We start from the raw sequence: 22,017 nt of genomic DNA on the forward strand, positions 1-22,017 counted from the left end.
GCGCGTACCCTGGACCTAGAAGAGGAGGAAATCTCATGTTAGAGAAATTTCCGATCTATGCGGTCCTGCCTGCTTCCGACCTCCAGCGCGCCACGGAGTGGTTCCGCGACAAGCTGGAACTCGAACCCGAAGAGGCCGTCGAAGGTGTCTACACGGTCTATGCCGCCAGCGGTGGCGCGAAGATCCAGCTCTATGAGACGGCGAACGCCGGCACCGCGGAGAACACCGCGATGGGATGGTCCACCGACGACATCGAGGGGACCGTCGCTCACCTGCGCGACCGGGGCGTCGTGTTCGAGGAGTACGACTTTCCGGGGCTGAAGACCGAGAACGGCATCGCCACATCGCCCGGCGATCGCGCGGCGTGGTTCAAAGACAGTGAGGGCAACATCCTCTGCGTGTCGCAGAAGAACTGAAGAACTGAAGAACTGTACCTAGCGGCGCCAGCGGGCACGCAAGTACTGCGAGGGCCAGTAGTCGACCTCCACGCCGAGCTCGTGTGCGGCGCGCAGGGGGAAATGCGGGTCGCGCAGCAGCTCCCGGGCCAGCATCACCGCATCCGCTTCGCCGCGTTCGACGATGTCGGCCGCCTGCTGCGGGGTGGTGATGAGGCCGACGGCGCTTACGCCCACCTCTGCGGAGCTGCGAACGTGTGAGGCGAACGGAACCTGGTAGCCCGGCTGGAGCGGGATGCGGATGCCCGCCTGGATGCCGCCGCTCGAGATGTCGAAGAAGTCGGCGCCGGCCTCCTCGGCCCACCCTGCGACCGTTGCCGTCTGCTGCTCGTCCCACCCGCCGGGAGCCCAGTCGCTGCCCGAGAAGCGGACGAACAACGCGATGTCGTCGCCGATGACTTCGCGCACCGCCGCGACGATTCTCATCAGCAGCCGTGCGCGGTTCTCGAGGGAGCCGCCGTAATCGTCGGTGCGCTCGTTGGCGATGGGGGAGAGGAACTGGTGCAGCAGGTAGCCGTGCGCTGCGTGCAGCTCGATCACACGGAACCCTGCCTCGACCGACCGGCGGGCGGCGCTCGTGAAGTCGTCGACGATCTTGTCGATGCCGGCGAGATCGAGTTCGCGCGGAACGTCGTCGTCGCCGAACGGGATGGCCGACGGCGCCACGGTCGGCCAACCGCCTTCGTCGACGGGCACGCTCCCGATTCTGTCTTCGTAGCCCCAGGCCGGCCACGTGCACGCCTTGCGCCCGGCGTGGCCGAGCTGGATGCCCGGCACCGCGCCCTGCGACGCGATGAACGATGCGATCGGCATCCAGGCGTCGCGCTGCTCGTCGTTCCAGATTCCGGTGTCGCGCGGCGAGATGCGCCCTTCGGGGCTCACCGCCGTGGCCTCGGCGAGCACGAGGCCGCTCCCGCCCGCGGCAAGCGAACCGAGGTGCACGAGGTGCCACTGCTGGGGGATGCCCGACTCATCGAGCACGGAGTACTGGCACATCGGCGAGGTCCAGATGCGATTGCGGATGGTGACCCCGCGCAGGGTCAGCGGGTCGAAGAGTTTGGGCATGGATGTCCTTTCTGTCGCGAACGGTCTGCTGAGGTCAAGCCGCGAGCGACGTCAGATATGCCCGGAGGTCGGCGGCGGTGGTGAAAACGTGGCCGGCGATGCCGAGCGCCTGGGCGCCGAGCACGTTCGCCTCCTTGTTGTCGATGAACACCATCTCTGCCGGAGTGATGGCCAGCTCGCGCAGCACCGTCTCGAAGATCTCGGCGCCAGGCTTCACGGTGCCGAGCTCGCCGCTCACGAAGACCTGCTCGAAGAGGTCGCCCAGAGTGCCGTGCCGGAAGTAGGAGCCGAAGTCGCGGCCGGCGTTCGAGAGCAGCGCCATTCTCGTGCCGCCCTGCTGCAGCTCGACCAGAACGTCGAGGGTGTCATGATCGATGCTCAGCCAGCTGCGGAAGTCGGCGAGCCACAGGCGGTGCACCTTCGCGTCGCCCCACTGCTCGCCGAGCTCGCGCTCGATACCCCGCCAGTAGTCTCGGATGCTCAGTGTGCCCTGGTCGAGAGCGTCGCGATGGCGCCAGTATGCCGGCCAGAAGACGTCGGCGTCGCCGCCGGCGAGCTCGGTGAGCTGAGCCCTGTCTGCCTCGGTCGGTGTGACCGAGATGACCTCGCCGTAGTCGAAGACGATGACCTTGCCCGGGATGGTGATGCCCATGTTCGCTGCCCCTCTGCCTGTCATTTCAACCTATCGTGAAGGGGTGGACGTGAACGCGCGGAGCGGAGAAGCTGTGGAGAACTGGCACGAGTGGCACCTTGTGGACACTCTCGACTGGATAGCGGTGCCTGCCGCGTCGAGCGACAAGTACAGCAGGGGGGTGCTCGGTGTGGTCACCGGCTCCGACCGCTACCCGGGCGCCGCTGTGCTCGGCGTCGAGGCGGCCGTGCGCACCGGCCTGGGAATGGTGCGCTACCTGGGCGCACCCGCGGCGGCGGGGCTCGTGCTCCAGCGCCGCCCCGAGATCGTGACCGCCCCTGGGCGCGTGCAGGCGTGGCTCATCGGATCGGGCATGGATGCGGCCTCGCGGCCCCAAGACGACGCGGTGCGCCTGAACGCGGCGCTCGCCGACGGCGCGCCTGTCGTCATCGACGCGGGCGCCCTCGACCTCGTCGGAAAAGCGAAAGGGCCGGTGGTGATCACGCCCCACTACCGGGAGCTCGCCGGCGTGCTCGCAGCAGCGGCCGACGACGACACGGATGCGGTCACGGCCGACGACATCGCCGCCGATCCGGGGGCGTGGGCGGTGCGAGCGAGCGAGTCGCTCGGCGTGACCGTGCTGCTGAAGGGCAGCACGACGTACATCGCGAGCCCGGACGGCTCCCGCTTCAGCGTGGCGGACGGGCCCGCCTGGCTGGCCACCGCCGGAAGCGGAGACGTGCTGGGCGGCGTGCTCGGCGCGCTGGTGGCGACGCACGCCGACGAGATCGCGGAGCGGGGCGCATCCGCACTCGCCGCGCTCGCCGCGACCGCAGCGTTCATACACGGTCGCGCCGGAGAGATCGCCTCCGACGGCGGCCCGATCGCAGCGCTCGACATCGCGGAGTCGCTGCCGATCGTGGTGCGGGAACTGCTCGGTCACGGTGTGGACACGGGCCAGGGGTAGCCGCTACTTCGACTTCTCGAGGTTCAGCAGGAACTCCACCGAACCGGTCTTCTCGACCGTCACGAAGCCCAGGCTCGGGGCCTCGACGCCGAAGTCTGCGAAGGTGATCGGGATGCTGCCGCTCAGCTGCCCACCGTTGCCGTTCAGAGCGACCTGCAGGTCGATGGTCACGTGTTTCGTCACTCCGTGCAGAGTGAGGTCACCCGTTGCCTTGAGGGTCTGAGCCGTGCCCGCCTTCGGCGTTCCGGTGGCGGTGACCGGTTCGGTCAGCTGAAACGTCGCCTCCGGAAACTTGTCCGTCTGCAGGGCGGTGGAGCGGAAGTACGCATCCCGGGCCTGCTCGTCGGTCGCGATGGACGCCACGTCCACCGTCACCTTCGCCTGGGTCAGGGTCAGCCCGTCGACCTTGAGCGATCCCGACACCTTCTCGGTGCGACCGGTCACGGTCACGTCGACGCCGTTCAACACCTCTTTGACCCGGTAGCCCGCGAACGACGAAGCGCCCACTGTCCAGTCACCGCTGAGGTCGGATGTGTCGAGCGTGGTCTCGGCGTCGGGTTCGGTCGTGAGGGCGACCGTCGGCACAGCAGCAGGAGGGCCGGAGATGAGGTCCCGGTAGATGTAGGGGCCCGCTATGGCGGTGGCGGCACCCACCACGACGACGGCGGCGACAACCCCGATCCAGATCTTCGACGAGCGGCGCATTGGAGACATGTCACCGACCTTAGGGAGAGCGCATGTCGTCTTCCTGGGAGTTGTCGATGGCGTTTCTGGGAACCAGGAACGCCGACTGCCGACCGCTACGATGGGCGACTATGGGGACAGAACCGGCACCGGATCCGGCGCCGGAGACGACGAGCGCTCGGCGGGTGCTGAGGAGCCCGTTCGCCCTCTGGATAGCGTTTCTGCTGGTGCACATCCTCATCGGATTCCTCAGTCTGCACTCGGTCGGGATGCCGCTCGGCGACGTGTTCCTCGTCTACAAGCCGTGGGCGCAGCTCGCGGCGCAGGGCACCTCCGTCGTCGGGGTGCAGACCGACTGGGTGTATCCGCTGGTGGCGATCGTGCCGATCATGCTGCCCCTCCTGCTCGGGGCGGACAACTACACCGGCGGCTGGCTGACGCTCGTTCTGCTGGTGGACGCGGCCGCGTTCGCGCTCCTCGTCATCGGCAGAGACCCCCGTCGCATCGCGGCGGCCTGGTGGTGGCTCGTCTTTCTCGCGCTGCTCGGCCCGATCGCGGTGGGCAGGCTCGATGCGATCTCCGTCGCGCTCGCCATCGTCGGCCTCCTCTGGCTGACCATGCACGAGAGGGCCGCGATCGTGGTGCTGACTCTGGCCACCTGGATCAAGGTGTGGCCGGCCGCGCTGATCGCCGCCGCCGTCATCGCCCTGCGCTCCCGCGGGCACATCCTCGTCGTCGCCGCCGTCACGAGTCTGGTCATCGTCATCGTCGCGCTGACCTTCGGCTCCGGGATGCACGTGTTCAGCTTCATCACGACGCAGACCGACCGCGGGCTGCAGATCGAGGCCCCGGTCAGCACGATCTGGATGTGGCAGGCCGCGCTCGGCGTTCCGGATGCGGTCATCTATTACGACCGCGAGATCCTCACCTTCCAGGTCACCGGGCCGGGCACGGCGACCGCGAGCGCCGTCATGACCCCCCTTCTGATCGTCGCGGTGGCGGTCGTGGTGCTGATCGGGGTGCGCTCGGTGCGCCGCGGGTTGCCGGTCACCCGCATCCTGCCCGAACTCTCGCTGGCGTTCGTGGCGGCGTTCATCGCCTTCAACAAGGTCGGCTCGCCGCAGTACGTCGCCTGGCTGGCGGCTCCCGTGCTCCTCGGCCTCGTCTACCAGGGCCGCGGCTTCCGCACGCCGGCCGTGCTGGTGACGATCACCGCGGCGCTCACCCAGCTGATCTACCCGTTCTTCTACGACGAGGTGCTCACGGCACAGGCCGCCCTCATCACGGTGCTCACCGTGCGCAACCTGCTCTTCTTCGTGATCCTCGGCTGGGCGATCGTGGCGCTCTGGCGCCGGCCGCATCCGTCGGACATCGAACTCGACGCGCTGCCGCACCAGGTCTGGCCTTTCCGGGCGCCCTCCGTCGCGGTCCCGGCCGAAGGGGTCGGCGCAGAACACTGAGTCGTGGTTAGGCTGGGATACACGGTCGTCGAACTCGAGGAGGAACGATGCTGGTTGCATTCTCTGTGGCACCGAGCGGGGGAGAGGGCGCAGACGCCTCCGTGCACGACGCGGTGGCGGCCGCGGTGCGGGTGGTGCGCGAGTCGGGGTTGCCGAACCGCACCGACGCCATGTTCACCACGATCGAAGGTGAGTGGGACGAGGTCTTCGACGTCGTCAAGCGGGCGACGGATGCGGTGGGCGCGTTCGGAACGCGCGTCTCGCTGGTGCTGAAGGCCGACATCCGGCCCGGGTTCACGGGTGAGCTCACCGGCAAACTCGAACGACTCGAGACCGCCCTGGGCGGCGGTGACTGATGGACCCGGAGAGCTGGGTCTGGCTCTTCGTAGTGGCGGTCTCTGTGTGGTGGCCGGTCATTCTGGTGGTCGCCCTGCTGATCGTCGGGCCCCTGGTGGGAGCCGTGATCGTGGCCATCGTGGGCACGATCACCCGGTCGGTGCGGGGCCGGCGCGACGAGGACGACGCGCAGGACGAGCAGGCGGCCGACGCCTACCCGGAGCTGTTCGGAACGCTCGCGCCGTAACGGCGCACGGCTCGATCAGCGCCGCGGCGTCCCGCGATGACGTACCGCGGAGTCGAAACGATTCGATAGGCTGATCCGGTGAACCCCTTCTCTGAAGGGCACGAGGCGTGAGCCTCGCGCCCTCGCCGACGACCTCTCCCGCCCGAACCCGTCTCGCCCTGCTGGCGCTCGCCCTCGGCGGCTTCGGAATCGGCGCGACCGAATTCGTGGCCATGGGGCTGCTGCCCAACATCGCCCATGACCTCCTGCCGACCCTCTACGCGACGTCACCGGACGAGGCCAACGCGCAAGCGGGCTGGATCATCTCCGCCTACGCGCTCGGCGTCGTGGTCGGGGCGCCGACGATCGCGGCGTTCGCTGCGCGGCTGCCGCGCAAACAGCTGCTGCTCTGGCTCCTGGTGGCGTTCACCATCGGCACCATCGCCTCGGCGCTCGCGCCCACCTTCCAGTTGGTGCTGCTCGCTCGGTTCGTGAGCGCGCTGCCGCACGGCGCATACTTCGGCATCGCGTCCCTCGTCGCCGCTTCGCTGATGGGGCCGGGCAAACGCGGTCAGGGAGTGGCCTTCGTGCTCTCCGGTCTCACGATCTCCAACGTCATCGGAGTTCCCGCCATCACCTGGCTGGGCCAGGCCCAGGGCTGGCGCACCGCCTATCTCGTGGTCGCCGCGATCTTCGCGTTGACGTTCGTCGCCGTCGCCTTCCTCGTGCCGTGGCAGGCGGGCGACCCCAAGGCGACGATGGCGAACGAGCTCAAGGCGTTCACGCGCCTCCAGGTGTGGCTGGCGCTCGCCATCGGAGCGGTCGGATTCGGCGGGTTCTTCGCCGTGTACACCTACGTGTCCCCCCTGGTGACGACCGTCACCGGGCTGCCGGAGTCGTCGGTGCCGCTGGTGCTCATCCTGATCGGGATCGGCATGACCGTGGGCAACCTGTACGGCGGGTGGATGGCCGACCGCGATCTCAAGCGCGGCATGCTGATCTTCTTCGGCATCTTCCTGGTCGGGTTGGCCACGCTGTTCTTCACGGCGCAGACCCTGCCGGGGCTGCTCATCTCGCTCTTCGTGATCGCCGCGGCGTCGACGGCGCTGTCGCCGGCCATCCAGACCCGGCTCATGGATGTGGCCCACGACAGTCAGTCGATCGCGGCGGCCCTCAACCACTCGGCGTTGAACATCGCCAACGCCGCGGGGGCTTTTCTCGGCGGGCTGACGATCGCCGCCGGGTTCGGCTACCTGTCGCCGGTCGCCGTGGGCGCGGTGCTCTGCGCCGGGGGCATCGTGCTGGCCGTCATCTCGTTCGGCATCGACCGCTCGCGCGTGCGCCGCGGTGTCGACACCGGCGTCGTGCACGCCCAGCGCGCCACCCCGCTCCCGCTCGACTAGCCCGCGGACGCTGGGACTCTAGTCGTTCTGGAGCAGGATTCCGTCGAGGATGGCGCGCTTGCGGAGGGCGACCTTGGTGCCGACGTCGTAGCCGGCCACACGGTACTTCTCGCGGATGCGCTTCAGGTAGCTCTTCGCCGTCTCGTCGGAGATGCCGAGCTGGAAGGCGACGGCCTTGACCGGCTCGCCCGCTCCGTAGAGGGCCATGACCCGGCGCTCCTGCGCGCTCAGCTTGGGCGACCCGCCGGCCTCACCGGCGTTCAGGGCGAGGTCGAGCTCGGCCGAGATGAACGACTCGCCCTTGCTCGCCGCGCGGATCGCCTCGACGATCATCTCCGCGTCTTCGCTCTTCACGAGGTAGCCGAGAGCGCCCGCGGCCAGCGCCTCGCGCACCACGGCCGGCTCCGAGTACGTGCTCATCAGAACCGTGCGGACTCCCGTGGTCTTCAGCGTCGAGAGCTTCAAGGAGACGGGGATGTTGTCTTTGAGATCGAGGTCGAGCAGCACGACGTCGACCGGGAACTCCGGGGAGGTGAGCAGTTCCGGCCACGTGGTGACCGCGGCGACCATGCGAATGTCGTCCGCGGCGCTGCGGATCCATTCGGTGAGTGCGCCGAGCAGCATCTTGTGGTCGTCGACGATCGCGATCCTGATCGGGGGAGCCTCGCTCACGAGTGGCCTTTCTTCGCGGTATCCGGTGGCCGAGAGCACTCGGGGAGTGCTAGAAGTCGGCCGGGTTGTGGCTGACGCTGTCGATCTCGATCCGTAGCGTCGAGTCCGAGAAGGTCTCGACGTGACGGCCAACCTTTCTGATAGCTTGCCATGCCGCTGGGTCTACCCCGTTTCGCGGCACACCGGTCGCTGAGATCACGATTCGTATTCTGCCACCCGGAGTGGGGCCGCTGCGCTCTGGCGCGCTGACCCGTTCGAGGTCGAGGAGCAGCGACCGCGTCTGCAGCGCGCCCTGCCGCACCGGGTCGCTGATGATGAGCCACACCGCCGTGAGGAGTCCGTCGCGCTGGTCGCGGGCGAGGAGGCCCGCGACACCTTCGGGGTCGGTCAGCGACACCGACGGGCCGAGCAGCGCCGACTCGGTGATCGCATGGTAGAGCCAGGTCTCGCGGCGCCCTTGGATGAGGTGCAGCCGCAACTCCGTGGCGATCGAGGCGGCCTCGGATGCGGTGGCCTCGTCGAGCGGGAGCGCGGTGCGCCCCGTGGCGACCCCGTCGAGCAGCCTCTCGGCGGCGAGGTCGAGCCTCGCCAGTTCTTCCGACGCCATCATGCCGACCGCGTACGCGGGTGAGCTGACCGTGCTCTGCACCTGCACCAGGTCGAGCTCGAGCTGCACGAGCGTGCGCAACGATCGCACGATCTGCACGCCGAGCAGCGGGGGAGCGGTCGCCAGGGCGATGGTCACGAACGCCGGCCCGAGCGCGGAGAGCTCGTGCTGACCGCGCAGCGCGAACGTAGCGGCGAGCACGACACCGAGAACGATCGCGCCGATCACGATGTCTCCCGCGGGCCTGACGGTCGCGCAGAGCAGCAGCGCCGCGCCGACGGCGACGGCGGCCGTCGGTGGGGCGCCCGTGTCACCGGCGCTCCACGTGCCGACGACGTCGAGGGCGACGACGAGCACCCACAGCCCGATGGCGGTGAAGAAGAGCCAGTCGGGCAGTTCATCCGGCAGCCGCGGATGCATGATCAGGGTCGCGACGAGCGTCGCGATGAGCAGGCCCCAGGCCACGCAGCTCAGCGTCAGCATCGGGTACGAACCGAGGTTCAGCACCAGCACGACGAACTGGTAGCCGATCAGCGCGATCGCGGCGATGTTGAATCCGAGGTCGAGGCGGGCGCGGCCGAGCGCATCCCGCTCGCTCGAACTGGCGACGGAGCGGGGTCCCGTGGTCTCGGGGAGTCTGCTGCGCCTCACTTGGGCACCTCCAGCACGACGGTGGTGCCCGACCCGGGCGAGGAGAACAGGCGGGCGTTTCCGCCCACGTCGCGGAGGCGCGCGACGATCGACTCGGTGAACCCGAGCCGTCCCTCCCCGATGGTGGCGACGTCGAATCCCTTGCCGGCGTCGGTGACCATGGCGCGCACGGTGGTCTCGTCGTCGGTGATCGTCACGTGGGCCTCGCTCACGCCGGAGTGGCGGCGCACGTTCTCCAGGCACTCGGCGAGGGCGAGCAGGAAGGCGTCGAGTATGTCGCTAGGCAGCAGCACCTGGCCGGTTCCGTGCCAGTTCACTTCGAGGCCCATCCGGCGGAACCGCTGCTTCACCGATTCGAGGGTGTTGCCGAGCGTCGACTCCTCGACGGGCTTGAGCTTGTAGTCGCCCGACGATGCCGGGTCGGGGGTGAAGCCGAGGCGCAGCTGACGCAGCAGGGCGGCATCCTCGGCCGCCTGCTCCCGGAGAGCGCCGACGCTCACCCCGACGCCGGAGTGGGCGAGCAGGGTGAGGGTGGCCAGAACCGTGTCGTGCAGGAGGCGCGCACCCTGCCGGCGACGCGCCTCGGTCTCGCTCGCCTGCCGTTCGACCCGGTAAGCGCGGCTCATCGTGGAGATGCGTTTCAGCGTGCGTGGAACGGTTCGCGCGAGCCAGGCGCCGGTGGAGGTCAGAGCGACCCAGCCGGCGAGCGTGAAGACGAGCGGCTCGCCCATCCGGGAGCCCGTGACCATCAGGGTGACGACGAGGGCCGCGACGGTGAGCACGGACGCGCTGAGGAGCAGGATCCGCCCGCCGACGCCGGTCACCGAAACGATCGCGACCGAGGGGATGGCGACGCCCGCGACCATGCCGACGGCGCTCAGCGCTGCGGGCCCCAGCGGCACGCCGGGCAGGAGGTTCAGGAGGATCATCGCGACCCCGGCGACCACGATCGTCGCCACCCACGGCCATGGGTGGGGAGACGGCAGCTGGAACTGCGCGAGCGCGAGCGCGGCCAGCAGCACGATCGACGCGAAGTAGAGCGGAAGCGGGAGGGTTCCCGGGATGCTCAGGCAGAACAGGGCGGTGGCCGACGCGGTGAGCCCGACGTTGCGCGCCGTGACGGAGAGAAGGCGATCACGCTCCTTCTGGATGCGCGACATGCTCCTCCGATCGGCTCAACCTGCGAACAGGCGACGGAGCTGCTCGCTCACCATCGAGTTCTCGATCAGAAAACCGTCGTGTCCGAAGTCCGACTCTATTACGACCGGCGCGTCACCGTCGATCGTGCTCGGCAGGTGTCGCGCGATCAGTCGCTGCCCTTCGAGAGGGAACAGGCGGTCGCTGTCGATCCCGACCACCAGGGTGCGCGCGGTGACCGCGGACAGCGCCGCGGCCACGCCGCCGCGCCCTCGACCGACGTCGTGGGAGTTCATCGCCTGCACCAGGGTCAGATAGCTGTTGGCGTCGAAGCGGCGCGTGAACTTGTTGCCGTGGAAGTCGAGATACGACTCGACGGCGAAACGGCCGCCCGCGCCGAGCGGACTGATCTCGCTCTGCCAGGTTCGTTCGAACCGCTCGTTCAGCTCCGACGGACTGCGGTAGTTGAGCAGCGCCATCCGGCGGGCGAGGGCGAGACCCTGGTGCGGCCCTTCGCCGTCACCGGCGTCGTAGTAGAGGCCGGCGTTGAACTTCGGGTCGGTGCGCACGGCCTCGATCTGCACCGAGTTGAGCGCGATCTGGTCGGCCGTCGTGAGCGGAGGAGCGGCGATCACGGCGAGGCGCTCGACCCTGTCGGGGTAGGAGACGGCCCATTCGAGGGCCTGCATCCCGCCCATCGAACCGCCGACGACCGCTGCCCAGCGGTCGATGCCGATCGCGTCGGCGAACGCGGCCTGGGCGTTCACCTGGTCTCGGATGCTCGTGAACGGGAAGCGCGGGCCCCATTCGGTGCCGTCGGGCGCGATCGAGGCGGGGCCGGTCGTTCCCTGGCAGCCGCCGAGCATGTTCGGCGCGACGACGAAGAAGCGGTCGGTGTCGATCGCGAGCCCCGGGCCGACGATGCCCTGCCACCAGCCGGGGGTCGGATGCCCCGGGCCCGCAGCTCCCACGGCGTGGCTGTCGCCGGTGAGCGCGTGCAGCACGAGCACCGCGTTGTCGCGGGCGGGGGAGAGCGTTCCCCACGACTCGTAGGCGATCCGCACGAACGGCAGCGACTCGCCGCTCTCGAACGCGAACGCTCCGATGCCGGCGAACTGGCGGTCGCCGGCCGGATCGCTCTCCTTCCACGCGCCGCTCGCCGCGGGCTTGCCGAGCAGTGATCGTGCTTGCGCCTCCGTGATGAAACTCGACGGTGCGGTGTCTGCCGATGTCTGCCACTCCATAGGGCAATTGTGGCCGAGCGGATGGACCCCCGCCGCCGTGTTACGTGCCCGGGTGGTCGCCGCCGCGGTCGGCCGGTAGATTCGGTGCGCGATCTCCCGGGTCGTGCGGGTGCTGATCATGCGGGTGCTGATCGCGCGCGGGCTGGTCGGGCGTTCGCTGCTCGCGCAGATGACGGGCCCGGTCGTTGAAGTACGACACGATGGTCGCCGATGTCGTGCCCACGATCGCGATGCCTCCCAGCATCAGCAGCACGGCGAGCATCCGGCCGGGCACGGTCACCGGGTAGTAGTCGCCGTAACCGACCGTGGCCATCGTGACGCACGCCCACCAGACGGCGTCGCCGAAAGACCTGATGTTGCCGTGCGGGGCATCCCGCTCGACCGAGTAGACCGCCAGCGAGATGACGTACACGAAGGTCACCACGAACGACGCGGCCACGATGACGACGCGGCGGCGGAGGTGCACCCCCGAGTCGCCTCTCAGCGCCGGCACCCGGCTCAGGTCGACGAGCAGCCGGAACGGACGCGCGAGCGGGAGCAGGATCGAGGCCAGATCGATGAGGTTGCGGCGCACGAACGCCCACTTCGCCGGGCTCAGCACGAGCCGAACGACGTAGTCGACCACGAACGAGACCCAGACGATGGCGAGCAGAACGACGAGGGCGGCCGCAAGGCCACCCGGCATCCTCGGTTCGAGCACGAGCCACGAGTACGCGACGAGGAACACGAGGGATGCGGCGATCATCGGCCAGATCGTCGCGCGCTCCCAGCGCCTCAGCGCGCCATCGTCGCCCCCCATGATCAGTCTTCGCGAACCCGGAGGTCGCCCTTGTGCAGGCGATACGACGCGGCCTGCGCCACAGGTTTCACCACGATCAGGTCGAGGTCGACATGGCGGGGGCGCTCCAGGGCGTTCACGATCGTCTCGGCGACGTCGTCGGCGCTGAGCGGCTCGGGCACATCCTCGTACACCGCATCCCGTCGCTCCTTGTCGCCGCCGAAGCGCACCAGCGAGAACTCCTCGGTGGCGACCATGCCGGGCGCCACCTCGATAACCCGGATGGGCTCGCCGTTCAACTCCAGGCGCAGCACCTCGGTGAGCGCGTGCTCGGCGAACTTGGCCGCGTTGTAGCCGCCGCCGCCCGCGTACGCCGCGTGGCCGGCGATCGAGGTGACCGTGAGGATGTCCGCGTGGCCGGTGGCCGCGGCGCCCTGCCGCAGGAGCGGAAGCAGCGCACTGATCACCCGCTTGGTGGCGATGACGTTGACCTCGTACATCCACACCCAGTCGTCGATGGTCGACTTCTCCACCGAGTCGAGCCCGCGGGCGCCACCGGCGTTGTTGACGAGCGCGTGGACGGGCCCGGTCTCCTCGAGATACGCACGAAGCGCATCCACGTCGTGCTGGCTGGTCAGGTCGGCCACGAACGTGCTCGCGCCGGTCTCCGCGGCGAGTGCCTCCAGTCGGTCAGCGCGGCGGGCCACGCCGACGACATCCCACCCCCGCGCCCGGAACAGGCGGACCGTCGCCGCCCCGATCCCCGAACTCGCACCGGTCACGACCACACGCCTCAGACTCATGAAGACCATTCTGGCGCGGGGCGGGGCCCATTACGCCCTGTTTCGCGCGCGTTGTGGGGATGCGGGCCGGAGAATAGCCTGCTCGGAGGAGAAAAGTCCACCGGCGGTAGCCCACCCAGCTCCCTCCACCATCCACCCGAGGAGTACAGCCATGACCGACGCCGCCGACTGGCAGTTCGAGACCAAGCAGATCCACACCGGCGCTGCGCCCGATCCGGTGACCAACGCCAGGGCGACGCCGATCTACCAGACCACCTCCTACGTGTTCAACAACGCGGAGCACGCCAAGAACCTGTTCGCGCTCGCCGAGTTCGGCAACATCTACACGCGCATCCAGAACCCCACGCAGGCCGTGGTCGAGGAGCGCGTCGCCGCGCTCGAAGGGGGCACCGGAGCCCTCCTCGTCGCCTCGGGCCAGGCGGCGGAGACCTTCGCCGTGCTGAACATCGCGCAGGCCGGCGACCACATCGTCTCCTCCAGCTCGATCTACGGCGGAACGTACAACCTCTTCAAGTACACGCTCGCCAAGCTCGGCATCGAGACCACGTTCGTCGAGAACCAGGACGACGCCGAGGAGTGGCGCCGCGCCGTTCGCCCGAACACCAAGCTGTTCTTCGCCGAGACCATCGGAAACCCGAAGATCAACATCCTCGACATCTCGCTCGTGGCCGACATCGCCCACGAGGCCGGCGTTCCGCTGATCGTCGACAACACGATCGCCACGCCGTACCTCATCCGCCCGTTCGAGTTCGGCGCCGACATCGTCGTGCACTCGGCCACCAAGTTCCTCGGCGGGCATGGAACGGTCATCGGCGGCGTGGTCGTCGACGGCGGAAAGTTCGAGTGGTCGAAGAACGTCGAGAAGTTCCCGGGCCTCACCGAGCCCGACCCGTCGTATCACGGCGCGAGCTACACGGCCGCGGTCGGCGACGGCCTCGCCTACATCATCAAGGCGCGCGTGCAGCTGCTGCGCGACCTCGGCTCCGCGATCGCTCCGGCCAGCGCCTGGCAGCTCATCCAGGGCATCGAGACGCTCTCGCTGCGCGTCGAGCGTCACGTGCAGAACGCCCAGGAGATCGCCGAATACCTCGAGAACCACCCCGACGTCGCGACGGTCAACTACTCGGGCCTGCCCACCAGCCCCTGGTACGCGGCCGCGAACAAGTACGCGCCGAAGGGCGTCGGCGCCGTTCTCTCGTTCGAGCTGAAGGGCGGTGTGGATGCGGGCCGCGCCTTCGTCGACAACCTCGACCTGTTCAGCCACCTCGCCAACATCGGCGACGTGCGCAGCCTGGTGATCCACCCGGCGTCGACCACCCACTCGCAGCTCACCCCCGAGCAGCAGCTCACCGCCGGAGTCACCGCCGGCCTGGTGCGTCTGTCAGTCGGTCTCGAGAACATCGAAGACCTGAAGGCCGACCTCGAGGGCGGCCTCGCCGCCGCCCGCGCCGTCGTGCAGGCAGCGCGCGTCTAACAGCGCACCATCGGGGGGTCCCGACACGCCGTCCGACGCATCCGTCAGACGGCGTGTCGGGACCCCTCAGTGCTGGGTGGCGGGGTCGGAGGCGGCGGGGTCGGCGTCGGCGTCGGCGTCGGCGAAGGCGAGCTTCGGCACGAAGAAGAGGAGCACGGCGGCGACGAGAGCGCCGGCGCCGCAGATGGTCCAGACGAGCATGTAGCCGAAGAGGCTGGCTGCGGTCGCCGTGACGGTGGCGGCGCCGGCGAGCAGCACGACGCCGAAGACCGCCGACGCGAACGAGCCGCCGATGGTTTTCGTCGTGTTGGTCAGCGCCGTCGCGATGCCGGTCTGCCCGCGGGGCGCGGCAGCTGCCGCCGCCGCGGGAAGGGCGCCGACGAGGGCGCCGGAGCCGATGCCCGCGATCGCCATGTTCATGAAGACCTGCCACGTCTCTTGGTGGAACGGCAGGAACAGCAGGTACCCGATCGCGACGAGGAAGGCCGCCCCGATCAGGGCCACCCGGGGCGTCAGTCGCGACGAGATCAGCGGGAAGAGCAGCGCGCCCACGATCATCGAGATGAGGTAAGCGCCGATCAGGATGCTGCGCTGGCCGGCGGTCAACCCCAGACCGTAGCCGTTGACGGGGTCGGTGCCCGCGAACGTGCTGAGCGGCGCCTGCGCGCCGAGAAGGCTGATGCCCACGAGCCCTGCGGTCAGCTGCACCGGCCACATGGTGGGGCGACGCAGCACCCGCAGGTCGATCGCAGGGTCGTCCTGTTTGAGCTCGTACCGCCCGAACGGGATGAAGGTGAGGATGCCAACGGCGATCAGCACCCACACCCACCACGTTCCCACTCCGTTGATGCGCAGGAACGTGAGGCCCGAAGTGATCAGCAGCAGGCCGATGGTCAGAATGGTGAAGCCCACCGCATCCAGTCGCCGCCCCGGCATCGGCTCCGACTCGGGCACGCCGAACAGGATGGCGAAGAACACCAGCGTGACCGCGATCGCCGGAACGATGAGCGTGAGCGTCACGTTTCCGCCGAGCGCCTCGAACAGCAGACCGGCGCCGACGGCCCCCACGATCGCGCCCGCTTCGAGCGCGACCACGAGCAGACCCGCGGCCTTGCGGGTCTGGGAGGCGGCTGTTCCGGTTCGGCGCCCCCGGTCGAAGATCAGGGCGACCTCCAGCGGCAGCCACACGACGTAGAAGCCCTGCAGCGCGAAGGCGATCAGAAAGGTGACGAAGTTGTCGGCGAATGCCAGCGCCCAGGTCGACAGCGCCGTCAGCACGGTGGCGATCAGCAGGATGCGCTTGTGTCCGAACATGTCGCCCAGCTTCGCGAGCACGGGCACGACCAGGGCCGACAGCAGCAGCTGGGCCGCCTCGAACCAGTTGTAGTCGGCGTCGTGGATACCGAGGTGCTTCACGACATCCGAGATCAGCGGAACGTAGTATCCCTGCAGAATTCCGCTCGTCACCTCGACGAAGGCGAGCCAGCCGATGAGCCCGGCGGTGACGCCGAGCGCCACGGCGCCACGGCGGGAAGATCGGGGTGCAGCGTCGGGCGCGCTCGTCTTCTGTGACGTCATTCGTGGATGCTAACACCGCCGTAGCCCCAGTACCCTAGACGGATGGCCAGCGAACTCGACGACTCAGGATCAACCGTTCTCGCGGAGACCGAGAGGGAGGTTCTCGGCTGGCTCGAGTTCGGCGAAGCCTCCCGTCATCTGGCCGGCGAGGTCGTCGAATCCGACTTCCAGCCCGACCTGGTCGTCGCGATCGCCCGCGGAGGCCTGCTGCTGGCCGGCGCGATCTCCTACGCACTCGGCATCAAGGCGTGCGGGGCGCTCAACGTCGAGTTCTACACCGGCGTGGACTCGCGGCTGCCCGAGCCGGTCGTGCTGCCTCCGATGCTCGACGCGTCGGCGCTCACGGCGAAGAAGGTGCTGCTCGTCGACGACGTCTCCGACTCGGGTCGAACCCTGGCGATGGTGGTCGATCTCATCAAGGCGTCCGGCGCCGAGGTGCGCACGGTGTGCCTTTACAGCAAGCCGCGCACGGTGCTCGAACCCGATTTCGTGTGGCGCAAGACCGACCGGTGGATCACGTTCCCCTGGTCGGCGCTGCCGCCCGTCACCGCTGGCGAGTAACCGGCAGAGCCGCGCCGTGCCGAAGTCTCTCGCCGAGCTCGCCGCCGACGGGTCGATGGACCCGGGCTGGGCCGCCGCGCTCGAACCGGTCGCCGTGCGTCTGGCCGACATGGGGGATTTCCTCCGAGGCGAGGTCGCGACCGGTCACCAGTACCTTCCCGCGGGGCCGGATGTGCTGCGCGCCTTCCGTGAGCCGCTGGCCGACGTGCGCGTGCTCATCGTCGGCCAGGATCCTTACCCGACGCCCGGGCATCCGATCGGCCTCTCGTTCGCGGTGAATAAGGATGTACGCCCGCTGCCGCGCAGCCTGCAGAACATCTATCGCGAAGTGCGAGACGACCTCGGCGTGGTGCCGCCGCCGCATGGAGACCTGAGCGCCTGGTCGCGCAACGGCGTCATGCTCCTCAACCGCGTGCTCACCGTGCGTCCGGGTGAACCCGCCTCGCATCGCGGCAAGGGCTGGGAGCAGGTGACCGAGCATGCGATCCGCACGCTCGTCGCACGCGACCGACCGTTCGTCGCCATACTGTGGGGCAGAGACGCGGCGACGCTGAAACCAATGCTGGGCGGCACTCCCGTGATCGAGTCCGCGCATCCGAGCCCGCTGTCCGCTTCGCGCGGGTTCTTCGGCTCCCGCCCGTTCTCGCGGGCGAACGAACTGCTTCAGAAGATCGGGGAACGGCCGGTGGACTGGTCCCTCGAGCCGCTGGCGGAGGGCCGGGTTTAACCTCGCCGAAACGCGCTGCCGCGAGGCGGAGCGTAGGCTTGTGATCGTGCTTGAAGAGGAATACCAGACGCGCCGCCGGCTGCCCCCGCACCTGCGCAAACCCGAGCCTGCGGAGACGCCGTTCGAGTACCGCATCCGCGAGGCCGAGCCCGCCGATCTGCCCTGGGTGCGCGAGATCTACAACCACTACGTCGCCAACAGCACCGTGACGTTCGACGAAGACGCGATGACCCTGCGCGAGTGGAAGTCGAAGTACGGCTACCTCAAGAAGCTCGGGATGCCGTTCATCGTCGCCGTCTCGCCGAACGGTCAGATACTCGGCTACGCCCTGGTGTCCCCGTGGAAGCAGAAGCGGGCATACAGGTTCACCGTCGAGAACTCGATCTACCTGGGGGCCGCCTCGACCGGAAAGGGCCTCGGGCCCGTGCTCATGCAGGAGCTGATCGACCGCTCGAAGGCCGCAGGGCTCAAAGAGATGATCGCCGTCATCGCCGACAAGGGCGCAGAGGCCTCGATCAAGATGCATGAGAACTTCGGATTCACAGAGATCGGCCGGATGGGCAGGGTCGGCTTCAAGTTCGACCGCTGGCTCGGAACGGTGCTGCTGCAGAAGTCCCTCAAGTAACGATTCGGGTTCGGCGGCCCCCGGCGCGTTGCGCGGCGCTACAGTGGCGATCGTACCGATCGGTCGTTTTACATGCTGTGGGGGGAATATATGAACAGGGCACCTCGACGGTGGGCGTCAGTGACGGCGACAGTCTTAGCAGTGGGACTGATGCTGTCGGGCTGCGCCGGGGGCGCCTCCGCCCCGGCGTCGCAGCCCACTGGGGCGCACAGCGCATCGCCGACACCGACACCGACGTCTCCGACAGTGCGGGTCGACGCCACGTGCGACCAGCTGATTCCGCAGACCGTGATCGACGCTGCCGCGAAGATGCACCTCGAGCCAACCGAGTACGCGCCCAGGCCGTACCCGTCGGACAGGGCCAATGCCCGCGTCGGAGTGTTGCAATGCGTGTGGGCGAATGGAGCGATCGACTCAGCCGGATCGACGGTAATATCGCTCGGTGTCGCACCGGACGCCTCTCGAACGGGATTCGAGGACTATCGCACCGGGGAAGCAGTCGGAGGAGCAGACACTCCGTCGCCAGTGGGACCGGACGCGTACACGTATTGTCCCAGCCCCGACTTCGGTTTCTGCAGCTTCCACGCCTTGCTTGGCGCGTACGGGTTCGTCGGAAACCTGCGCAACTCCGCCGGCTCGGGATGGCCGACGCAGGAGACCGCCGAGAAGTTGCTCGAGCAGGCGTATTCCGTCGTCGCGGCACTCAACGCCCCTGCGGGTCTTTGGCAACCACAGCAGCCAGCGCTGAAAGGAGCGTCGAGCTGCGACGGGCTCGCGACAGCGGCCCAGCTCGAGCAGGCTGTCGGAATGGACGACCCACGGCCGGTCAAGTCGGATGGCGGCGAATACTCGACGTCACTCCTGGATGCCGACCGACAGGTCGGTGGCTACTGGTGCACCTGGCTCGCCGACACGGGCAGGTCGTCTGTGAATGTCTCCGTGCTTCCCGGCGGGGCGACCTATCTTGAGCATCTGCGGGGAAGCGACGCCGTCGCGCAGCCCGGAGTGGGCGAGAACGCGTACTGGTCGCCGAAGGGCGAATTGAACATCGTGGACCGTGCCGGATGGTTGCAGGTGAGCTCCGCAGACGGCGAGGTCACCAAGGACCAGCTCATCGCGCTCGCCAAGCAGGTGCTCGGGAATCTCGGAGGGTAGGGCTGAGCGGTGCGGCGGTTCGTTGCTGCGCATCCAGCCCAGCAGTCACTAAGGTTTCTCGCGTGACCACCGCGACTCCCGACCCCACGTCCGTCGCCCCCGCCGCCCCCGCGACGCCGGCGAACGTTCCTCTGCGCCAACGCCCCGTCGACATCTTCTTCATCTGCGTGTTCTCGCTGTTCATCGTGACGTGCATCATCAGCGACTCGGTGGAGGGCCTCGGCCTCGACCAGGTCGCCGACTCGCCGAACATCCTGGTGCAGTGGAACTACACGTACTCGTCCAACTTCGACCCGCTCTACCAGTCCCACCCGCTCTGGCTGCGCTTCATCAGCGGCACCTCGGCGTTCGTGTACGTCGGGTTCTACGTGCTGCTGATCATCTCGCTGGTGAAGGGCTTCAACTGGATCCAGCTCTACTCGGTGATCTACGCCACCATGATCATCTCGCTCACCGCGATCCCCATCTTCGGCGTCGAGTTCTTCGGCCCTGTCGGGCAGCGCACGCCGAATCCCGGGATCTTCCTGCTCTACAACGGACCGTATGTGGTGATCCCGCTGCTCCTGCTCATCCGGATGCGCAAGGCGCTTCCCTTCACAAGGAAGTTCTGAGCGAGGGGCGGGTCGTTGCGGGCTGCACGTGTTCTGAGACCGCAACGAGGCACCCCTCGCGGCCCGTCGGTCGGTCGCCGGTCAGCTCTTCGGCGTCGAACGGCGGAGCACGAAGAAGCCGAACACGGCGGCGATCGCGGTCGGCACGAGAAGCCAGGCGACCACCCCGAGCGGGCCCATCCGCATGAACCAGTCGCCGACCGCACCCCAGTTGCCGGTCCAGGTGATCAGTGCGACGACGCCCACGACGAGCAGTGCGAGTAGTGCGCCCGTGATCAGCAGGCCGTTGACGCGCCAGCGCATGAAGAGGGTTCCGCTGGCGGCTCCGGTGAAGAAGAAGAACAGCATCGATACGAACACGATGAAGAACCTCTGCAGGAACCCGCCGTCTCCGAAATACACCGTGGTGAACAGGTGGCCGCCGAGCCCCCATCCGTTTGTCCACTCCTCGATGAACGAGAGGATGGTGAACCCGAGCGCGTACCCGGCCGACAGCATCGCGAAGGTCAGCGACGAACCCAGCCAGAAGTCCCGGCGCGTCACGCTGTAGCCGAGCGCGAAGGGGAACGTCATGCTGATCACCTGGATGCCGACCACCAGCATGTAGACGAAGACGTAGAAGCCTCCGCCGCTCCACTGGGTTCCGTCCATCGCGTGAGCGCGCGCTGCAGGCGGCGTTGCGCCCCAGATGATCCACCAGATCAGCCAGTTCACCAGCCAGATGAATCCCATGATCATGACGGGAACCCAGATGGTCGTCCATTTGTTGACGAGGTTCAGTCTTACCACGCGCCAGATGCGGTGGGCGGATGCGGGGGTGGTGCGGAGGTTCGCTGCCTCCGGGGCGATGGCGGTCATGCGCTCTGCTCGAATTCTGTCGCCTTGACGTTGGTCTTGCGGACGATGAGTTGCTGGAGGGAGACGGGGGAGAGCTCGAGCCCTGCGGCTGCGGCCTCTGCCCGTTGGGTCTGGCTGAGGGCGGCGACGGTGACCGAGGCGAGGCCGCCGATCCCTTCGCGGTGGAGCACCTCGTGATCGGCGACGAACGACTCGACGGCGCCGCGCTGGCCGACGACTGTGGTCGCGGCTCCGCGCATCTCTTCGGCGTCTGCGTCCATGAGGATGCGACCCTGGTCGATCACGAGCACGTGCTCGAGCAGGTTCGCGACCTCATCGATCAGGTGCGTCGAGAGGATGACGGTTCGAGGATGCTCCGCGTAGTCCTCGAGCAGACGGTCGTAGAAGATCTGGCGCGCCACCGCGTCAAGGCCGAGATACGGCTCGTCGAAGAATGTCAGCGGCGCCCGGGATGCGAGCCCCACGATGACCCCGACGGCCGACAGCTGCCCGCGCGACAGCTTCTTGATGCGGCGGTTCACGGGGAGGCGAAAGTCGTCGATGAGCTGCCCGGCGAGCTCCGCATCCCAGTTCTCGAAGAACCAGGGGGCGCTGCGGAACACGTGCTTCGGCTGGAAGTCGTCGGGGTAGCGCTGGCTCTCCTTGATGAAGCAGATGTTCTGCAGCACGCGGGCGTTCTCCACCGGCCGATCGCCGAAGACGCGGATGTCGCCGCTCGTGGCGAAGTCCTGCCCGGTGAGCAGTTGCATGATGGTGGTCTTGCCGGCGCCGTTGCGGCCGAGCAGTCCGTAGATCTTGTTCGGTTTGACGGTGAAGCTGACGTCGTCGATGGCGGTGAACGATCCGAAGCGCTTGGTGAGCCCTTCGACGTGCACGGCCGGCGCGATCGACGTCGGCGTGGCGGTGCTGCTCATGCGCTGACTCCTTCTGTGCTGATCATCTCGGTCAATTGCTGGGGGTCGATCCCGAGTTTCGCCGCTTCGGCGAGCAGGGGCCGGAGGTACTCTTCGCGGAACGCGTCGCGCCGCTTGACGATGAGGCGCTCCCTGGCGCCGTCGGCTACGAACATGCCGATTCCTCTCTTCTTGTAGAGAATCCCGTCGTCCACCAGGCGGTTGACGCCTTTGCCTGCGGTGGCGGGATTGATGCGGTAGAACGCCGCGAACTCGTTGGTCGACGGCACCTGGGTCTCAGGGGGATAGACGCCGTCAATGATGTCGTTCTCGATCTGATCGGCGATCTGCACGAAGATCGGCTTTCCTTCTTCGATCATTCGCACCTCCCTCGGGTCGGTCCAACCTCATGGGTT

25 protein-coding genes are annotated in these 22,017 nt (G+C 68.1%); 12 read left to right on the plus strand and 13 right to left on the minus strand.

The genetic code is table 11. The annotated features are described in order from the left end of the window. Window positions 1-35: 35 nt before the first annotated feature. Window positions 36-416 carry a VOC family protein gene (locus ACFVWR_RS03980; RefSeq protein ID WP_387208215.1) on the plus strand — a complete coding sequence of 127 codons (381 nt, stop codon included), beginning with the start codon at window positions 36-38 and terminating at the stop codon, window positions 414-416. Window positions 417-434: 18 nt separating this feature from the next. Here the strand turns inward: ACFVWR_RS03980 and ACFVWR_RS03985 are convergent, their stop codons facing one another. Next, window positions 435-1,520, minus strand: a complete 1,086-nt coding sequence (locus ACFVWR_RS03985; protein WP_387208217.1) for an NADH:flavin oxidoreductase/NADH oxidase — start codon at window positions 1,518-1,520, stop codon at window positions 435-437. Window positions 1,521-1,554: 34 nt separating this feature from the next. After that, the gene (locus ACFVWR_RS03990) at window positions 1,555-2,172 is read right to left on the minus strand and encodes an HAD family hydrolase (protein WP_387208220.1); all 618 of its coding nucleotides are present in this window, start codon (window positions 2,170-2,172) and stop codon (window positions 1,555-1,557) included. 49 nt (window positions 2,173-2,221) lie between these two features. Here ACFVWR_RS03990 and ACFVWR_RS03995 point away from each other — a divergent pair, with 49 nt between their 5' ends. After that, window positions 2,222-3,118: an NAD(P)H-hydrate dehydratase gene (locus tag ACFVWR_RS03995; RefSeq protein ID WP_387208223.1), complete on the plus strand. Its 897-nt coding sequence runs from the start codon at window positions 2,222-2,224 to the stop codon at window positions 3,116-3,118. 3 nt (window positions 3,119-3,121) lie between these two features. On the opposite strand, the gene ACFVWR_RS04000 is transcribed toward ACFVWR_RS03995, so the two are convergent. After that, window positions 3,122-3,823: a YceI family protein gene (locus ACFVWR_RS04000; RefSeq protein WP_387208318.1), complete on the minus strand. Its 702-nt coding sequence runs from the start codon at window positions 3,821-3,823 to the stop codon at window positions 3,122-3,124. Window positions 3,824-3,933: 110 nt separating this feature from the next. Between ACFVWR_RS04000 and ACFVWR_RS04005 the strand changes: the two genes are divergently transcribed. From ACFVWR_RS04005 to ACFVWR_RS04020, 4 genes are all read left to right on the plus strand, one after another. Then, window positions 3,934-5,262, plus strand: a complete 1,329-nt coding sequence (locus ACFVWR_RS04005) for a hypothetical protein (RefSeq protein WP_387208226.1) — start codon at window positions 3,934-3,936, stop codon at window positions 5,260-5,262. A 47-nt stretch (window positions 5,263-5,309) separates the two neighbouring features. Beyond that, window positions 5,310-5,618, plus strand: a complete 309-nt coding sequence (locus ACFVWR_RS04010) for an MTH1187 family thiamine-binding protein (RefSeq protein ID WP_387208229.1) — start codon at window positions 5,310-5,312, stop codon at window positions 5,616-5,618. Further along, on the plus strand, window positions 5,618-5,845 hold the full coding sequence (locus ACFVWR_RS04015) for a hypothetical protein (RefSeq protein WP_387208231.1): 228 nt from the start codon (window positions 5,618-5,620) through the stop codon (window positions 5,843-5,845). The genes ACFVWR_RS04010 and ACFVWR_RS04015 overlap by 1 nt, the downstream gene beginning before the upstream one ends. Before the next feature lie 107 nt (window positions 5,846-5,952). Then, a complete protein-coding gene (locus ACFVWR_RS04020; RefSeq protein ID WP_387208233.1) occupies window positions 5,953-7,227 on the plus strand; it encodes an MFS transporter in 1,275 nt (424 codons plus the stop codon). Window positions 7,228-7,245: 18 nt separating this feature from the next. Here ACFVWR_RS04020 and ACFVWR_RS04025 read toward each other — a convergent pair whose 3' ends face one another. From ACFVWR_RS04025 to ACFVWR_RS04050, 6 genes are read right to left on the minus strand one after another with little or no spacing between them, the layout of a single operon-like run. Beyond that, window positions 7,246-7,899, minus strand: a complete 654-nt coding sequence (locus tag ACFVWR_RS04025) for a response regulator (protein ID WP_387208236.1) — start codon at window positions 7,897-7,899, stop codon at window positions 7,246-7,248. Between the two features lie 49 nt (window positions 7,900-7,948). Beyond that, the gene (locus ACFVWR_RS04030) at window positions 7,949-9,157 is read right to left on the minus strand and encodes a hypothetical protein (RefSeq protein ID WP_387208238.1); all 1,209 of its coding nucleotides are present in this window, start codon (window positions 9,155-9,157) and stop codon (window positions 7,949-7,951) included. Further along, on the minus strand, window positions 9,154-10,317 hold the full coding sequence (locus tag ACFVWR_RS04035) for a sensor histidine kinase (RefSeq protein ID WP_387208240.1): 1,164 nt from the start codon (window positions 10,315-10,317) through the stop codon (window positions 9,154-9,156). Before ACFVWR_RS04035 ends, ACFVWR_RS04030 begins: the two co-directional genes overlap by 4 nt. Window positions 10,318-10,332: 15 nt before the next feature. Continuing rightward, complete coding sequence (locus tag ACFVWR_RS04040; RefSeq protein ID WP_387208243.1) at window positions 10,333-11,538, minus strand: homoserine O-acetyltransferase; 1,206 nt, start codon at window positions 11,536-11,538, stop codon at window positions 10,333-10,335. Window positions 11,539-11,578: 40 nt separating this feature from the next. Then, the gene (locus tag ACFVWR_RS04045) at window positions 11,579-12,337 is read right to left on the minus strand and encodes a potassium channel family protein (protein WP_387208246.1); all 759 of its coding nucleotides are present in this window, start codon (window positions 12,335-12,337) and stop codon (window positions 11,579-11,581) included. Between the two features lie 2 nt (window positions 12,338-12,339). Further along, entirely contained in the window at window positions 12,340-13,119 is a 780-nt protein-coding gene (locus tag ACFVWR_RS04050; protein ID WP_387208249.1) for an SDR family oxidoreductase, read from the minus strand. Between the two features lie 151 nt (window positions 13,120-13,270). Between ACFVWR_RS04050 and ACFVWR_RS04055 the strand changes: the two genes are divergently transcribed. Next, the gene (locus tag ACFVWR_RS04055) at window positions 13,271-14,593 is read left to right on the plus strand and encodes a bifunctional o-acetylhomoserine/o-acetylserine sulfhydrylase (RefSeq protein ID WP_387208251.1); all 1,323 of its coding nucleotides are present in this window, start codon (window positions 13,271-13,273) and stop codon (window positions 14,591-14,593) included. Between the two features lie 66 nt (window positions 14,594-14,659). Here the strand turns inward: ACFVWR_RS04055 and ACFVWR_RS04060 are convergent, their stop codons facing one another. Beyond that, window positions 14,660-16,171, minus strand: a complete 1,512-nt coding sequence (locus tag ACFVWR_RS04060) for an MFS transporter (protein WP_387208253.1) — start codon at window positions 16,169-16,171, stop codon at window positions 14,660-14,662. Between the two features lie 42 nt (window positions 16,172-16,213). On the opposite strand from ACFVWR_RS04060, the gene ACFVWR_RS04065 reads away from it, so the two are divergent. The 5 genes from ACFVWR_RS04065 (at window position 16,214) to ACFVWR_RS04085 (ending at window position 19,850) form a co-directional block, all read left to right on the plus strand. Next, window positions 16,214-16,732 carry a phosphoribosyltransferase gene (locus tag ACFVWR_RS04065; protein WP_387208255.1) on the plus strand — a complete coding sequence of 173 codons (519 nt, stop codon included), beginning with the start codon at window positions 16,214-16,216 and terminating at the stop codon, window positions 16,730-16,732. Window positions 16,733-16,748: 16 nt separating this feature from the next. Beyond that, on the plus strand, window positions 16,749-17,459 hold the full coding sequence (locus ACFVWR_RS04070; RefSeq protein ID WP_387208257.1) for a uracil-DNA glycosylase: 711 nt from the start codon (window positions 16,749-16,751) through the stop codon (window positions 17,457-17,459). Between the two features lie 46 nt (window positions 17,460-17,505). Beyond that, complete coding sequence (locus ACFVWR_RS04075; protein WP_387208259.1) at window positions 17,506-18,084, plus strand: GNAT family N-acetyltransferase; 579 nt, start codon at window positions 17,506-17,508, stop codon at window positions 18,082-18,084. Between the two features lie 525 nt (window positions 18,085-18,609). Further along, window positions 18,610-19,239, plus strand: coding sequence for a hypothetical protein (locus ACFVWR_RS04080; protein ID WP_387208262.1), 630 nt, complete (start codon window positions 18,610-18,612; stop codon window positions 19,237-19,239). 62 nt (window positions 19,240-19,301) lie between these two features. After that, the gene (locus ACFVWR_RS04085) at window positions 19,302-19,850 is read left to right on the plus strand and encodes an EXPERA domain-containing protein (protein WP_387208264.1); all 549 of its coding nucleotides are present in this window, start codon (window positions 19,302-19,304) and stop codon (window positions 19,848-19,850) included. An 81-nt stretch (window positions 19,851-19,931) separates the two neighbouring features. Here the strand turns inward: ACFVWR_RS04085 and ACFVWR_RS04090 are convergent, their stop codons facing one another. The 3 genes from ACFVWR_RS04090 to ACFVWR_RS04100 are packed head-to-tail and all read right to left on the minus strand — an operon-like array spanning window position 19,932 to window position 21,981. Continuing rightward, on the minus strand, window positions 19,932-20,708 hold the full coding sequence (locus tag ACFVWR_RS04090; protein ID WP_387208266.1) for a hypothetical protein: 777 nt from the start codon (window positions 20,706-20,708) through the stop codon (window positions 19,932-19,934). Beyond that, a complete protein-coding gene (locus ACFVWR_RS04095; RefSeq protein ID WP_387208269.1) occupies window positions 20,705-21,622 on the minus strand; it encodes an ABC transporter ATP-binding protein in 918 nt (305 codons plus the stop codon). Before ACFVWR_RS04095 ends, ACFVWR_RS04090 begins: the two co-directional genes overlap by 4 nt. Next, entirely contained in the window at window positions 21,619-21,981 is a 363-nt protein-coding gene (locus ACFVWR_RS04100; RefSeq protein ID WP_387208271.1) for a GntR family transcriptional regulator, read from the minus strand. The genes ACFVWR_RS04095 and ACFVWR_RS04100 overlap by 4 nt, the downstream gene beginning before the upstream one ends. Between the last annotated feature and the right edge of the window lie 36 nt (window positions 21,982-22,017).

Source organism: Leifsonia sp. NPDC058292, from assembly GCF_042880955.1.
Classification (GTDB): Bacteria; Actinomycetota; Actinomycetes; order Actinomycetales; family Microbacteriaceae; genus Leifsonia.